This is a genomic window from Bradyrhizobium sp. (genome assembly GCF_035309285.1).
Taxonomy (GTDB): Bacteria; Pseudomonadota; Alphaproteobacteria; order Rhizobiales; family Xanthobacteraceae; genus Bradyrhizobium.
In genome coordinates this window covers 1-14,429 of sequence record NZ_DATGFH010000075.1, presented here as the reverse complement: position 1 = coordinate 14,429, position 14,429 = coordinate 1, and the positions used below count along the sequence as shown (strand labels likewise).

The 14,429-nt window shown below is 62.8% G+C and carries 13 protein-coding genes; 4 read left to right on the top strand and 9 right to left on the bottom strand.

Going from position 1 to position 14,429, the window contains the following annotated elements:
• Positions 1-10 precede the first annotated feature (10 nt).
• Both VKR55_RS14640 and VKR55_RS14635 read left to right on the top strand, forming a co-directional pair.
• Positions 11-1,288, top strand: coding sequence for a beta-ketoacyl-ACP synthase (locus VKR55_RS14640; protein ID WP_324404570.1), 1,278 nt, complete (start codon positions 11-13; stop codon positions 1,286-1,288).
• Between the two features lie 23 nt (positions 1,289-1,311).
• The gene (locus tag VKR55_RS14635; RefSeq protein WP_324404569.1) at positions 1,312-2,247 is read left to right on the top strand and encodes a lipid A biosynthesis lauroyl acyltransferase; all 936 of its coding nucleotides are present in this window, start codon (positions 1,312-1,314) and stop codon (positions 2,245-2,247) included.
• Between the two features lie 136 nt (positions 2,248-2,383).
• Here the strand turns inward: VKR55_RS14635 and VKR55_RS14630 are convergent, their stop codons facing one another.
• The 6 genes from VKR55_RS14630 to VKR55_RS14605 all read right to left on the bottom strand — a co-directional run bounded on the left by VKR55_RS14630 (position 2,384) and on the right by VKR55_RS14605 (position 8,997).
• Entirely contained in the window at positions 2,384-3,490 is a 1,107-nt protein-coding gene (locus tag VKR55_RS14630) for a polyamine ABC transporter substrate-binding protein (protein ID WP_414642376.1), read from the bottom strand.
• Positions 3,491-3,492: 2 nt separating this feature from the next.
• Positions 3,493-4,668 (bottom strand): aminotransferase, encoded by a 1,176-nt coding sequence (locus tag VKR55_RS14625; protein ID WP_324404567.1) that lies wholly within the window; start codon positions 4,666-4,668, stop codon positions 3,493-3,495.
• Between the two features lie 7 nt (positions 4,669-4,675).
• Positions 4,676-5,008, bottom strand: a complete 333-nt coding sequence (locus VKR55_RS14620) for a rhodanese-like domain-containing protein (protein WP_324404565.1) — start codon at positions 5,006-5,008, stop codon at positions 4,676-4,678.
• Between the two features lie 93 nt (positions 5,009-5,101).
• Positions 5,102-7,024: a potassium transporter Kup gene (locus tag VKR55_RS14615; protein ID WP_324404562.1), complete on the bottom strand. Its 1,923-nt coding sequence runs from the start codon at positions 7,022-7,024 to the stop codon at positions 5,102-5,104.
• Positions 7,025-7,365: 341 nt separating this feature from the next.
• Positions 7,366-8,196, bottom strand: coding sequence for a flagellar motor protein MotB (locus VKR55_RS14610; RefSeq protein ID WP_324404560.1), 831 nt, complete (start codon positions 8,194-8,196; stop codon positions 7,366-7,368).
• Between the two features lie 27 nt (positions 8,197-8,223).
• Positions 8,224-8,997, bottom strand: coding sequence for a motility protein A (locus tag VKR55_RS14605; protein WP_324404558.1), 774 nt, complete (start codon positions 8,995-8,997; stop codon positions 8,224-8,226).
• 253 nt (positions 8,998-9,250) lie between these two features.
• Here VKR55_RS14605 and VKR55_RS14600 point away from each other — a divergent pair, with 253 nt between their 5' ends.
• Together VKR55_RS14600 and lon are read left to right on the top strand one after the other, a co-directional pair.
• Positions 9,251-9,649 carry an Hsp20/alpha crystallin family protein gene (locus tag VKR55_RS14600; protein ID WP_324404556.1) on the top strand — a complete coding sequence of 133 codons (399 nt, stop codon included), beginning with the start codon at positions 9,251-9,253 and terminating at the stop codon, positions 9,647-9,649.
• Positions 9,650-9,662: 13 nt separating this feature from the next.
• Positions 9,663-12,050, top strand: coding sequence for an endopeptidase La (lon, locus tag VKR55_RS14595; RefSeq protein ID WP_324404738.1), 2,388 nt, complete (start codon positions 9,663-9,665; stop codon positions 12,048-12,050).
• Between the two features lie 29 nt (positions 12,051-12,079).
• Here lon and VKR55_RS14590 read toward each other — a convergent pair whose 3' ends face one another.
• The 3 genes from VKR55_RS14590 to VKR55_RS14580 form a co-directional block, all read right to left on the bottom strand.
• On the bottom strand, positions 12,080-12,901 hold the full coding sequence (locus VKR55_RS14590; RefSeq protein ID WP_324404554.1) for an SDR family NAD(P)-dependent oxidoreductase: 822 nt from the start codon (positions 12,899-12,901) through the stop codon (positions 12,080-12,082).
• Positions 12,902-12,921: 20 nt separating this feature from the next.
• Positions 12,922-13,638, bottom strand: coding sequence for an RraA family protein (locus tag VKR55_RS14585; RefSeq protein ID WP_324404552.1), 717 nt, complete (start codon positions 13,636-13,638; stop codon positions 12,922-12,924).
• Between the two features lie 569 nt (positions 13,639-14,207).
• Positions 14,208-14,429, bottom strand: a 222-nt coding sequence (locus VKR55_RS14580) for a hypothetical protein (protein WP_324404550.1), incomplete at its 5' end; no start/stop codon positions are given.

Genomic DNA, 14,429 nt, shown 5'->3' with positions numbered 1-14,429 from the left:
GGGGGAAATGATGTCAGCACCACGCGACAAATTCGGCAGGCCAATCGTTGTCGTCACCGGCATGGGGGTGGTGACCTCCCTCGGCGCGGGCAAAACCGACAATTGGGCCAAGCTGACCGCGGGCGAATCGGGCATCCGGACCATCAGCCGCTTTCCGATCGAGAGCCTCAAGACGACCATGGCGGGGACGGTCGACTTCATTCCGATCGAGCCATTCACGTCCAGCGGACTGAGCGAGCGGCTGGCCGAACTTGCGACGGAGGAAGCCCTCGATCAGTCCGGCGTTGGCCGCAAGGGAGATTTTCCGGGACCGCTGTTTCTGGCCGTTGCGCCGATCGAGGTGGAATGGCCGCAGCGCATGGAGCTGGGGCGCGCGATCGGCAAGCAGGAGATCGACTACAACGACATGCTGCGTGTCAGCGGCGGCGGAAAGTTCATCGCCTATCACCGTCGCTTCCAGCTTGGTTCGGTCGCGGACTATCTCGCCGACAAGTTCGGCACCAAGGGATCGCCGATTTCGCTGTCCACGGCGTGCGCGTCCGGGGCCACCGCAATCCAGCTCGGCGTCGAGGCGATCCGCCGCGGCGAGACCGACATCGCGCTCTGCGTCGCCGCCGAGGGCTCGGTCAATGCCGAAGCCCTGATTCGCTTCTCGCTGCTGTCGGCACTGTCGACCCAGAACACCCCGCCGCAGGCGGCATCCAAGCCGTTCTCCAAGAACCGCGACGGGTTCGTGATGGCGGAAGGTGCCGGCGCGCTCGTGCTCGAAAGCTATGAGGCCGCCACCGCGCGCGGCGCCAACATCCTCGGCGTCATCGCCGGCTGCGGCGAGCTCACCGATTCCTTCCACCGCACGCGCTCGAGCCCGGACGGCAAGCCGATCATCGGCTGCGTGAAGAAGACCCTCGCCGATGCCGGCATGACGCCGGAAAACATCGATCACATCAACGCGCATGGCACTGCGACGCCAGAGAACGACAAAATGGAATATCAGGCCATCTCGGCGGTTTTCGGCGAGCGCGCCAAGCAGATTCCGGTGACGTCGAACAAATCGATGGTCGGACACACGATCTCGGCTGCGGGCGCGGTGGAAGCGATCTTCTCCCTGCTCACGCTCGAGCATCAGCGGATTCCGCCGACGATCAACTACGAGAACCCCGATCCCACGATTCTGTTCGATGTGGTCGGCAACAAGGCGCGAGAAGCGCGGGTGACCGCGGTGATGTCCAACTCCTTCGGCTTCGGCGGCCAGAACGCCTCGCTGATCCTGACGCGCGAACCGGCCTGAGCCGGCTCCGTCTGTCGAAACTGATGAACCGTCTGCTGGCGCGGGCAAGAGCAGGAATTCGCGAGGCGGTGAAGCCGCTTGGCGACACTGCGGTTGGCGCCGCGACGGTCGGCTTGCTGCGCGCCGCCCGCTCCTTCGATCCCGACAGGATGGGTAGCCTGTTCAGCCGCGTTGCTCGCACCGTTGGCCCGCTGCTCCGCGAGCAGAAGATCGGGCGCGCGAATCTCGCGGCCGCGTTCCCAGAAAAATCGCCCGAGGAAATCGAGACGATCCTTGCCGGCGTCTGGGACAATCTGGGCCGGGTCGGCGCCGAGTTCGCGCATATCGATCATGTCTGGGACTACAACGAGGCCAATCCCGATCCCAACGGCCGCATCGAGATTGCGCGCGAGATGCACGACCGCTTTCACTCCCTGAGACTCGACGGCAAGCCGGCGCTGATCTTCGCCAGTCACCTCGCCAATTGGGAACTGCCGGCGCTCGCCGCGGTCGCCCACGGCCTTGACGCCGCCATTCTCTATCGCCGGCCCAACAGCGCTTCCGCCGATCGTGCCATCCAGAAGGTGCGCCAGGTCAACATGGGAACACTGATCCCGGCCGGCCGCGACGCGCCGCTGCGCCTGGCGCAAGCCCTGCAAAGGGGACAACACGTTGCCATGCTGGTCGATCAATATCTGACCAGCGGCGTCGAGGTCACCTTCTTCGGCCGCAAGACGAAGGCCAATCCGATGCTGGCGCGCCTGCTGCGGCAGATCGAATGCCCGGTGCACGGCGTGCGCATCGTCCGCCTCCCCGGCAACCGCTTTCGTGCCGAACTCACTGACGAAGTCCCCCCCGTGCGCGACGCCGCGGGCAAGATCGACATTCAGGGCATGACGCAGGCGATCACCAGCGTGGTCGAAGGCTGGATCCGCGAACATCCGGAACAGTGGCTATGGCTGCACCGGAGATGGCGGTAGCCGCTGATCGTCATTGCGAGCCAACGGGTCCGCGCAGAGCGCGGCCCGATGACAGGCTCCACGAAGCAATCCACGTCTCGGCCGCACGATGGATTGCTTTGTCGCTTATGCTCCTCGCAATGACGAAGTCGTCGCGCTACCTTCCCGTCTTCACCCGGGTCCAGAGCCGGTTGATGATGCGCTGGGTGGCGGGATCGCGCGCGGTGATCACGAACAGTTTTGAAAGCGTCGCCTCGTCCGGATAGATGTTCTTGTCATTGAAAATCTTCGGATCGATCAGCTTCTGGCTCGCGAGATTGCCGTTGGCATAGGACAGGAAGTCGGAATTTTTCGCCGCGACCTCCGGCCGGTAGAGATAGTTGATCAGCTCATAGGCCTCCGCGACATGCTCCGCGTCGGCGGGGATCGCGAGATTGTCGAAGAACATCTGCGCGCCCTCTTTGGGAATGGCGTAGCCGATCTCGACACCATTCTTGGCTTCGGCCGCGCGGCTGCGGGCCTGCATGACGTCGCCCGACCAGCCGACGACCAGACAAATCTCGCCCGTTGCGAGCGCGCTCAGATATTCGGACGAGTGGAATTTCCGCACATAGGGACGGATCTTGCTGACGAGATCGGCGGCTTTTTCCAGATCGGCCGGCTTGGTCGAATTAGGATCGAGGCCGAGATAGCCGAGCGCCGCCGGGAAAATATCGTCGGCGGAATCCAGCATATGGACGCCGCAATCCTTGAACTTGGCGAGGTTCTCGGGCTTGAAGATCATGTCCCAGCTATCGATTCTGGCATCGGGGCCAAGAATCTTTTGTACCGTCTTCACGTTGTAACCGATGCCGGTCGTGCCCCACATGTAATTGACGGCGTAGAGATTGCCGGGATCGTAGGTCGCCAGATGCTGTGTCACCATCGGCCACGCGTTGGCGAGGTTCGGCAGCTTCGACTTGTCGAGCTTCTGGAAAACATGCGCAGTGATCTGACGCTGCAGGAAGTAGGCCGTGGGAACGACAACGTCGTAGCCGGACTTGCCTGCGAGCAGCCGTGTCTCCAGCGTCTCGTTGGCGTCGAAAGTGTCGTAGACCACCTTGATACCGGTCTCCTTGGTGAAATTGTCCAGGACATCCGGCGCCATATAGTTCGACCAGTTGTAGAAATTGACGACGCGCTCCTCGGCCCTCGCCGCGGCCGACATCAGCAGCACAACCGCGGCGAGCGCCGCAAGGAAACGAAATCGCCGCCAACCTGGCATCCCTATCCCACCTTTCTCCGGCGATTCACCGCGTCCGACAGACGCTCCAGCGCGGTGTCCAGAGTCGCATCCTTCTTTGCGAAACAAAACCGCACCACCGAGGTGACGGCATCCTGCTCGTAGAAGGCCGATAGCGGAATGGCGGCAACCTTGTAGTCGTTGACGATGCGCCGGCAGAACGCCTCGTCGGTCTCGTTGAGGCCGAGCGGCGACAGGTCGACGGTGAGAAAATAGGTGCCCTGCGAGCGCAATACCGGAAAGCCGAGGCTTTCAAGGCCCGCCGTCAAGCGGTCACGGCTTTTTGCGAGCTGCGTGCGCATGTCGAAGAAATAATCGTCGGGCTTGCCGAGACCGTAGGCGACCGCCGCCTGCAGATTGGGCGCGGTAGTGAAGGTCAGGAACTGATGCACCTTGGCAGCGACACGAAGCAGCGCGGGCGCCGCGCAGACAAATCCGATCTTCCATCCGGTCAGCGAAAAAATCTTGCCGGCCGAACCCACCTTGATGGTGCGGTCGCGCATGCCTGGAATTGATATCAGCGGGATGTGCTCGCGCCCGTCGAAGATCACGTGCTCCCAGACCTCGTCGCAGATCGCGACGCTGTCGAACTCCTGGCAGAACCGCGCCAGAAGCTCGAGGTCCTCACGCGGATAGACCACGGCCGCCGGATTCAGCGGATTGTTGAACAGCACCGCCTTGGTTTTGGGATTGAAGGCGCTCTTCAGCATCTCTTCCGAGAGCCGCCAATGCGGCGGCTCGAGCCGCAGCAGGCGCGGGATGCCGCCGGCCTGGCGAATGATCGGCAGGTAGGAATCATAGACCGGTTGGAACACGATGACTTCATCGCCGGGCTCGACGACGGACAGAATCGCGCTGGTCAGCGCTTCGGTACCGCCGGAGGTGACCATCACTTCCGTCATCGGATCGAGCTTCAAGCGATGCCAATGCCCGTAATGGCTTGCAATCGCCTGGCGCAGCTCCGGAATGCCCATCATCGACGGGTATTGGTTGTAGCCGTTCAGAACAGCGTCGGCCGCGGCGCGACGGATGTCCTCGGGTCCTGGATCATCAGGAAAACCCTGACCGAGATTGATGGCGTTGTTGTCGCGCGCAAGCTGCGACATCGCCTCGAAGATGGTGACTGGGAGGTCCGCAAAGACCTTGTTGTGAGATACCATCGGAAGGTCAGCCGCCGCCGGCCTTGGTCGGATGGCCCGCCGCTTTCCAGCCCAGCATGCCGCCGGCAAGATGCTTGTCATAGGGCAGCCCCGCAGCCTGGGCGGCAAGCGAGGCCGTCACCGAGCGCTTGCCCGAGCGGCAGGCGAACACGACCTGCTTTCCTTGCGGGTCGGGAATGGCCTTGGGATCGAAGGTCGAGAGCGGTACGACCACGCCGGCCGGATAAGCCTCGACAGCAACCTCGTTGGGCTCTCGGACGTCGACGAGCAGATAGCGGCCGTCCGCAATTCCCTTCGACACCTCTTCCGGCGTCAAATCGTGCACCCTGTGATCCGCCACGCTCTTTCTCCCGACTATCCCTTGAGGAACGCGAAATTCGCGCCAGTCGGCGCAAAAATCAAGCGCCCCAACGGGTTATATCGATGACTGTATCTAAACGGTGATCTGCGTCCCGACCTCGACCACCCGTCCGCTCGGGATCTGGAAGTAGTCGGTCGCGTCATTGGCGGTGCGCGACAGCGCAATGAACATGTGGTCCTGCCAACGCGGCATGCCGGAATGCGCCGCGGGCTTGAGCGCCCTGCGCGACAGGAAGAACGACGTCGACATGATGTCAAACTGCCAGCCGAGCTTGCGCGCGATCGCGAGTGCCTTGGGGACGTTGGGCGTTTCCATGAAGCCGAATTTCAGCCTCACTTTGGTGAAGGTCGGGCTGACCTGCTCCAGCCTGACCCGCTCGGACGGATCGACGCGCGGCGTCGGCGCATTTTCGATGGTGAGGATGACGTTCTTCTCGTGCAGCACCTTGTAGTGCTTCAGGCTGTGCATCAGCGCGGTCGGCGCGCTCATGGGATCGCTGGTGAGGAAGACGGCGGTACCGGGAACGCGCTGCGGCGGACGCTTCTCCAGCATGGATATGAGATCGGCCAGCGGAAATTCCAGCTTGCGCGACTTCTCGTACAGAAACCTGCTGCCGCGTCGCCACGTGTACATCAACAGCATCACGAAGCCGCCGAGCGCGAGGGGTACCCATCCGCCTTCCAAGACCTTCAACAGGTTCGCTGCAAGGAAAGTGAGATCAAGCAAGAGGAACGGCGCGATCAGCGCAGCGGCCGCAACCGGCGACCACCTCCAGACCTTCCAGATGACCACAAAGCCCATCATCGCCGTAACCACCATGGTTCCAGTCACCGCGATTCCGTACGCGGACGCCAGCGCACTCGATGATTTGAACATCAGGACCAGCAGCAGCACGAACACGAGTAGTAGCCGGTTGATGCGCGGCATGAAGATCTGGCCGGAATGGGCTTCCGAGGTGTGGCGGATCTCAAAGCGCGGCAGCAGGCCCAGCTGAATCGCCTGGCGCGTCAGCGAATAAGCCCCGGTGATCACCGCCTGGCTCGCAATCACGGTTGCCGCGGTGGCCAGAACCACCATCGGTATCAGCGCCCAGTCCGGGAACATTATGAAAAACGGGTTTTCCAGCGCCTTCGGATTGGAGATGAGCAGTGCGGCCTGTCCGGTATAGTTGATCGCAAGCGAAGGCAGCACCACGAAAAGCCAGGCGGTCTGAATCGGCCGTTTGCCGAAATGCCCAAGATCGGCATAGAGCGCCTCCGCGCCGGTGACGGCGAGAAATACCGCACCCAGCGTCACGAAACCGATGATGCCGTGATGGAGCATGAACGAGACGGCGTAGAGCGGATTGAACGCCAGCAGCACCTCCGGGTGCCGCATGATCGGGCTGATCGCCGCGGCCGCAATGACGATGAACCAGACCAATGTGATCGGCCCGAAGAACGCCGCAACCCGCGCCGTCCCACGCGCCTGGACGGCAAACAGCGCCAGCAGAATCAACACGGTCAAAGGCACGATGTAGGGTTCGAACGCAGCGGTGGCAACCTTTAGACCTTCGATCGCCGACAGCACCGAGAGCGCCGGGGTGATCACCGCGTCGCCGTAAAACAGCGCACCCGAGATGATGCCGAGCAGGACGATGGCGCCGGCAGCCTTGGTGACGGCGCGTTGCGCCAGAGCCATCAGCGCAAGCGTGCCGCCCTCGCCGTGATTGTCGGCGCGCAGCAGGATCATCACATATTTGAGCGTCACGACAATGATGAGCGCCCAGATGATCAGGGAGAGCACGCCGAAAATGGCCTGCGAGGTCACCTCGCCTCCGGCGCTTGCGGCGACCACGGCTTCGCGCAACGCGTACAAGGGGCTGGTTCCGATATCGCCGTAGACGACACCAATGCTGCCCAGCGTGAGCGCGGCGAAACCTACTGTGGAGTGGGCGTCGCCATGCCCGTTGGCCGCCGTTGTTTCCACAGGCGGAGCTACAGCATCAGTCGTCATGGAATTTATGGCCCGTAAAGGCTCCTCAGCACCCATCGCAAAGCGAGGCGGCTTATAGTCCCGCGCCGGAGGCCAAAACTAGCCTGAATCTGGGGGCGCGGCATGCGAAAACGCATATATTTTAACCCTGTGATTTTTCAACACGTTCTTTTTGCGGCTGGTTTTTCGGGGCGCCTTATTTCGGTGCGCTGACGAACGGTTGGTCCGCGCCAATGAGGATGATCAGGATGAAATAGGTTGCCGATCGATGCGTTTGTGCGCCCTTCGATTGGGCAAGCCTTGCTGCACTGTTTCGCCGTTCCAACCTTGGTTGTCGACGGTACTATAGTAGCAAGGCAGGCTTACGGCTTCAGGTCAGGTGGAACCGGAGGATCCTCGCGCATCAGCGTGATGGTTACGCGGCGGTTGGCCGACAGCGAAGGGTCGTCGGGGAACAACGGCTGGTTATCGGCCTCGCCGGACACCGCGTAGATGTGGGACGCCGGCAGGCCCTCTTGCTCCAGGATCCGCCGAACAGCGTTGGCGCGGTCCGCGGAGAGCTCGTAGGCGCCATAGTCGCTCCGCTCGGGAACGAAGCCGGCTGCGGTATGGCCGGTGATGGAGACGCGCAGCGGCGTCTGCTTTAGCGGGATCGCGAGCCTTTCGATCAGCCGACGCGTGCGCTCATAGGGCTCCTTGGAGCCGTCGGGGAACATCGAGCGGCCGTCCTGATCGACGATTTCCAGATTGAGCCCCTGCTTGGTCTCCTCGAACATGATGTGCTTGGAGATCTCGGTCAGCTCCGGCATGTCCTGCAACGCCTGCCGAAGTGAGGCGGAGGCAAGTGCGAATTCGCGATCGATCTTCAGCTTGGCGCCGGCGGTGCGATGGTTGTCCTGCTGATCCGGGCTCGGCGTGTTCGAGGCCTCCTCCGGATTGATGTGGGCGACGTTCTTCAGCTTGGGCCGGGTCGGAACGCCATCGGTCTCGATGATGCCGGAGAAGCGGGACTGCGTCTGCACGCCGAAAGCTTCGCGCATCGAGCCCGCGACGATTTTCAGCTTCTGGGCGTCCTGTGTGGAGAAGGCGACGAGCATCACGAAGAAGCTCATCATCAGCCCCATGAGGTCGGCAAAGGACACGTACCAACCGTGTCCGCCGCTATGCGCCTCGCCGCGTTTCTTCTTGGCCATGATTTAAGCCCCGCCTTGCCCTGGCCGTCAGGCCGGAACGGGCTCGCCCTCTTCATGGCGGTGCTTCTCGGGCAGATAGGCGAGCAGCATCTCGCGGACGAGCGTTGGGCTCTTGGAATCGCGGATCATCAGGATGCCGTCGATGATCAGCGTGCGGTTGGTTTCCTCATCCAGGAGCTTGCCATGCAGCTTGTCAGCGATCGGCAGGCAAAGCAGGTTGGCGAGCACCGCGCCGTAGAGCGTCGCGAGCAGCGCGGTGGCCATAAAGGGGCCGAGCTTGGAGGGATCGGTCATGTTGGCGAACATCTGCACCATGCCGATCAGCGTGCCGACCATGCCGAACGCCGGCGCGCAGTCGCCGACGGCGCGATAGATCTTGCTGCCTTCATCGAGATGCATCAGGAAATTGTCGCGGTCGCGCTCGAGATTGTCGCGGATGAATTCCAGATCGTAACCGTCGGCGACGAAGCGAATGCCTTTGGCGAGGAAGGAGTCCTCGGCTTCCACCTTTTCGAGGCCCACCGGACCCTGCTTGCGCGCGATTTCGGCGATGCGGGCGAGCTCGTCGACGAGGTCGCGGGCCGACAGCCGGCTCATCGTGAATGCATATTTTGCTCCCAGCGGCAAGCCGTGCAGCATGACGCCGAGCGGGAAGCGGATCATCGTCGCCGCGATCGAGCCGCCGAACACGATGATGCCCGCATGGTCGCTGAGGAAGATACTCAGATCTCCGCCCAGGAGCATTATCGTCGCGATGACGATTATGCCGAAGACAAGCCCTACGCCCGTCGTAATATCCATGGGAGACTCCAACGCATACGCGACTGGCCGGCCATCCTGGACGGCACGCGGCTCATCCTGAACCGCGTTTGAGGACCCTAAGGCGGCGCCATTAAAGACGCGTAAAGGTTAAGCGCATTCCGAACCCCGCGGACACCGCGCAGATCACTATATGGCGGACGATCTCGCCACCCGCCGAGGCGACGTCCGGCGTCCTGACATAGCCTCAACCTTCTGCTAACCATACGTACCGCGGGGAGGCATCGAGGCACCAATGGCGGCAAACGATCCCATCAACTGGATGCTGTCGGAAGCCATCGGCTCGTTCGCGCGCGCCGAGCGGATGCGTCAGCAATTCTTCAATCTTCGGCCTGCGGCCCAACCGTCCTGGGAACCTCCGATCGACGTCCTGGAAACCGATCAGGAACTTCTGATTCTCGTCGCATTGCCGGGCGTGGACCCCGATCAGGTTGAGGCGGTCGTCGAGAACGGCGTGCTCATTATCAGCGGCAACCGGACACTTCCGGCGGAACTACAGAATGCGCTCATCCATCGGCTCGAGCTTCCGCAAGGCCGCTTCGAGCGCCGCATCGCGTTACCGGCTGGACGTTTCGAGGTCAGCCACATTGCCGTGAATGGGTGCATTGTCTTCCGCTTGGCAAAATTGGGATGAGCTCGCCATGGCCATGGACAACGAATCACAACAGATGTCCGCCGGCGCATCCGCTCCAAATCCGGTCCAGATTCCCCAGGATGCCCTGATCATCATTCCGGTTCGCAACATGGTGTTGTTTCCCAGTGTGGTCACCCCTATCGCCATCGCCCGTTCGAAGTCCGTCGCCGCTGCACAGCAGGCGCTGCGCGAGCAGCGGCCAGTCGGAATCCTGCTTCAGCGCAACGCCGACGCGAACGACCCGACGCCGGATGACCTCTACCGCGTCTGCACGGTTGCCAACATCGTGCGCTATATCACTGCGCCCGATGACAGCCATCACATCGTCTGCCAGGGGGTGCAGCGCGCCCGCATTCAGGACTTTCTTCCCGCCACGCCGTTTCCGGTCGCGCGCGTGCTCCAGATCCCGGAGCCCACGACAAGCTCGCCGGAGATCGAGGCAAGATTTCTCAACCTGCAACGGCAGGCGATCGAGGCGATCGAGCTCTTGCCGCAGGCGCCGCCGGAGCTCGTCGCCCTTTTTCAGTCCACCTCGTCTCCCGGGACGCTTGCCGACCTTGCCGCCGCCTACATGGATCTCAAGCCGCAGGAGAAGCAGGAAATCCTGGAGACCGTCGATCTCCCCAGGCGAGTGGAGCGGGTTTCGACGTTCCTGGCCGAGCGTCTCGAGGTCCTGCGCCTCAGCAATGAAATCGGGCAGAAGACCAAGGCGGCCTTCGACGAGCGTCAGCGCGAAGCCATCCTGCGCGAGCAGATGGCGACGATCCAGCGCCAATTGGGCGAAGGTGATGGAAAGGCCCAGGAGGTCGCGGAGCTGACCGAGGCCATCGCCAAAGCCAAGATGCCGCCCGAAGCCGATAGCCAGGCGCGCAAGGAGTTGCGGCGCTATGAACGGATGCCGGAGGCGGCGGCGGAATCCGGGATGGTACGCAGTTATCTCGACTGGCTGATCGAGCTGCCCTGGGCGCTGCCGGACGAAAAGCCGATCGATATCGCGCAGGCCCGCCGCATCCTCGACGAGGACCATTTTGGGCTGGAGAAGATCAAGAGCCGGATCATCGAATATCTGGCCGTGCGAAAATTGGCGCCGCAGGGCAAGGCGCCGATCCTCTGTTTCGTCGGGCCTCCCGGCGTCGGCAAGACCTCGCTCGGGCAATCGATTGCGCGCGCCATGAGCCGGCCATTCGTCAGGGTGAGCCTCGGCGGCGTCCATGACGAGGCGGAGATCCGTGGTCACCGCCGGACCTACATCGGTGCGCTGCCCGGCAACATCATTCAGGGGATCAAGAAGGCCGGCGCGCGCAACTGCATCATGATGCTCGACGAGATCGACAAGATGGGACGCGGCATCCAGGGCGACCCATCGGCGGCGATGCTCGAGGTTCTCGATCCCGAGCAGAACGCGACGTTCCGCGACAACTATCTCGGCGTGCCCTTCGATCTCTCGCGGGTCGTCTTCATCACCACCGCCAACATGCTCGACACGATTCCGGGGCCGCTGCAGGACCGCATGGAGATCATCAGCCTGCCCGGCTACACCGAAGAGGAGAAGCTCGAGATCGCGCGCCGTTATCTGGTGCGCCGGCAACTTAAGGCCAATGGCCTCTCGGGCGAGCAGGCGGAGATCGAAGACGAGGCCTTGCGGCAGATCATCAAGGGCTACACGCGAGAGGCAGGCGTTCGCTCGCTGGAGCGCGAGATCGGACGCGCGCTGCGGCACGCCGCCGTGCAGATTGCGGAAGGGACCGCCACGAAGGTGACGATCGCAGCCAAGGACCTGATCCCCATTCTCGGGGCGCCGAGGTTCGAAGGCGAGATCGCGTTGCGCACGAGCGTACCCGGCGTGGCGACGGGATTGGCCTGGACGCCGGTCGGCGGCGATATCCTCTTCATCGAGGCCACACGCGTTCCTGGAAGAGGTGCGCTGATCCTGACGGGCCAGCTCGGCGACGTCATGCGCGAGAGCGCGCAGGCCGCGCTGACGCTGGTCAAAAGCCGCGCCTCGCAGCTTGGCGTCGACCCGGCGATCTTCGAAAAGAGCGATATCCACGTCCACGTTCCCGCAGGCGCCACACCCAAGGACGGACCGAGCGCCGGCGTTGCAATGTTCACCGCGCTGGCTTCGCTCTTGACCGAGCGTACGGTGCGGTATGATACGGCTATGACCGGCGAAATCTCGCTCAGAGGGCTGGTGCTGCCGGTCGGCGGCATCAAGGAGAAGGTCGTCGCCGCGGCGGCGGCCGGCCTCGCCCGGGTGATGTTGCCGGCGCGCAATCGCCGTGACTTTGATGACATTCCCAAGAGCGCACGGGAGAAGCTCAGTTTCATCTGGCTCGAGCAGGTTGATGACGCCATCGCCAACGCGTTGGCCGCAACCAAGCAGTCGGCCGCCGCCGAGTGATCGTTCCGGACATGGGGCCCTGCCACTCGTCACGCTAGGCCGGTAAGCCTCAGGCTGAGCTGGCGCAGCCGCTTTCGCGCCGCCGCATCATAGGCCTGTGCATTGGCCTTCATCTCGTTCGTGCCGTTGAAGAACAGTCCCGTCTTGCCGGCGACGTCGTCGCCAGACACGAGATGGAGGATCGCTGCTCCGCCCTGCTCCACCGTGGACATCGGCGTGATGCCGCCGGCACGCACCATGGTGGTGTTCATGTAGGTCGCCGGATGCAGCGAGTTGACGGTGACGCCGCTTCCCTTCAGCTCGTCGGCGAGGTCGATCGTGAACATGATCTGCGACAGCTTGCTCTGGGAATAGGCACGCGATCCTGAATAATTTTTGGTGATCATCACGTCGTCGAAATCGATCGGGTGCTGACCGAGCGAAGCAACATTGACGATACGCGATGGTGCGGCCGCCTTGATCAGCGGCAGCAAGAGATAGGCGAGCAGGAACCCCGAGAGATAGTTCACTGCAAAGCGCAGCTCATGACCATCGGCGCTCTCCTGCCGCTGCGGCCCATTGCTCTGCGAGCCGATGCCGGCATTGCTGACGAAGACGTCGAGCTTGTTGTGATCGGCCTTGACGGCCTCCGCAAGCTGCCGCGCGCCGGCAAGCGAGGACAGGTCAGCCTGATAGAAGGTCGGCGCGGCGTGACCGCGCCCCTTGATCTCGTCGACCAGCGCTTTCGCGCGCGCCGCGTCGCGGCCGTGAAGCAGGACATGCGCCCCCTGCTTCGCCAGCTCGCCCGCGACATAGCGGCCGACGCCATCGGTCGAGCCGGTGATCAGAACCGTCTTGCCGTTCATGTTCATGGCGCGGCCTCCTGCCAGGTTCAGTGGATCTCCGCCGAGCGCTTCAGCGCGTCCTTCAGCTTCTCCAGCGAGAAGTCCTTGGATCGCGCGATCTCCAGGATCGGCGTCTCGCGCCGGGCGCAGAGCTCGCAGGCGTCCGGCAGCTTGGCGGCGAGATCATAGGGGATCACGATGGCGCCATGGCGGTCGGCATGGATGAGGTCGTCCGATTTCACGGTCATGCCGGCGACGCGCACCTCCCCGCCGAAGCTTTCGGCATGCACCCAGGCATGCGACGGGCCGATCGAGCCGGCCAGCGCCTGGAAGCCCGGAGCCCATTGCGGGATGTCGCGGATCGAGCCGTCGGTGACGACGCCGAGGCAGCCGAGCGCCTTGTGCACATTGCTCTGCACCTCGCCCCAGAACGCGCCATAGCCGGCATCGGCGCCGTCGATATCCTGGATCACGGCGATGCGCGGACCAAGACCGGTGCCGACATATTCGTAGTAATCGATACGGCGCTTGGCCTGCTCGGCGGCGGCAAGCCCCGACTTGAGCACGGAGCGGATCGCCACCGTGCGGGCGTAGCCCACAATCGGCGGCAGGTCGGGAAACGGGCAGACCAGCGGTTTCGTCGTGTAGCCGATCAGCCGCCGTTCCGGCGCCACCACCTCCATCGCATTGCAGATCGTCGGCGTGTCATAGCGCGCCAGCGCTTCGAGGACGGGCGCAGGCACGGGCGCGGCAGGTTGGGTCACAGGCGTTTCTCCGGATCTTTTGAGACTTAATTCGATAGGAAAGCCCCTATAGCCGAGTTTGGGGGCGAACCCAACGCATGGCTGATATTTGCTACGGACGAAGCGAGACCGGTTCGGGCCGCACCTCGTATGCAGGATCGCGAAGGAAGCACAGGTCTGCGTCCCCCGCGGCACGACATGCCCGAGTGATGCATCGTTTCGCCGCCCTCGAAAAAGCAAGAGAGCGCAGGGAATGCCGGGTGCCGTTGCACCCGCGCGCCTCGTGTGCAGCAAATGCGCTAAGAACGCACACGAGCAGTCCACAGGTACAACCGAACACACTCCGGCATTCCCTGCGCGATGGTTTACGGCTTATACGTGGTCTCCCCGGAGTGCCGGGCTTGTTAGCCTCCGTCGCCTGCCGATCATCAACCGGCAAGCTTGACCCCAGCGTCGGGGGGCCAGGACAACACGATTTCGCTCGTCCGCATGCCGCGCCGTTCGTCAGTCGGCTCGTACGCGTCCATCGCATCCCCGCCTCGCGTTCGTGACGATCGCGATACGCCCCTCTTGCGTGAGACGGGATGCGGTCAGCCAATCATACATTTACGAAAAACGGAAGCAAAATATTTTAACCAGAGACCCTTGACGTTTCTGATAAAGAGAAGCAAGATGATTTGCCCGTCGAGGCTGGGCAAGAACTCGGCATTTCCGGCAATTGATGTACGATTCGGTTTATGACGAATCACACATTCAAGAGCGGCGAGAGCCGGGACCAGGTCTGCCTGCTTCCTGCGCGGATAGAAGACTAT

Coding starts and splice junctions, on each gene's coding strand:
- VKR55_RS14640 (WP_324404570.1), top strand. CDS start 11: ATGTCAGCACCACGCGACAAATTCGGCAGGCCAATCGTTGTCGTCACC.
- VKR55_RS14635 (WP_324404569.1), top strand. CDS start 1,312: ATGAACCGTCTGCTGGCGCGGGCAAGAGCAGGAATTCGCGAGGCGGTG.
- VKR55_RS14630 (WP_414642376.1), bottom strand. CDS start 3,490: ATGCCAGGTTGGCGGCGATTTCGTTTCCTTGCGGCGCTCGCCGCGGTT.
- VKR55_RS14625 (WP_324404567.1), bottom strand. CDS start 4,668: ATGGTATCTCACAACAAGGTCTTTGCGGACCTCCCAGTCACCATCTTC.
- VKR55_RS14615 (WP_324404562.1), bottom strand. CDS start 7,024: ATGACGACTGATGCTGTAGCTCCGCCTGTGGAAACAACGGCGGCCAAC.
- VKR55_RS14610 (WP_324404560.1), bottom strand. CDS start 8,196: ATGGCCAAGAAGAAACGCGGCGAGGCGCATAGCGGCGGACACGGTTGG.
- VKR55_RS14605 (WP_324404558.1), bottom strand. CDS start 8,997: ATGGATATTACGACGGGCGTAGGGCTTGTCTTCGGCATAATCGTCATC.
- VKR55_RS14600 (WP_324404556.1), top strand. CDS start 9,251: ATGGCGGCAAACGATCCCATCAACTGGATGCTGTCGGAAGCCATCGGC.
- lon (WP_324404738.1), top strand. CDS start 9,663: ATGGACAACGAATCACAACAGATGTCCGCCGGCGCATCCGCTCCAAAT.
- VKR55_RS14590 (WP_324404554.1), bottom strand. CDS start 12,901: ATGAACATGAACGGCAAGACGGTTCTGATCACCGGCTCGACCGATGGC.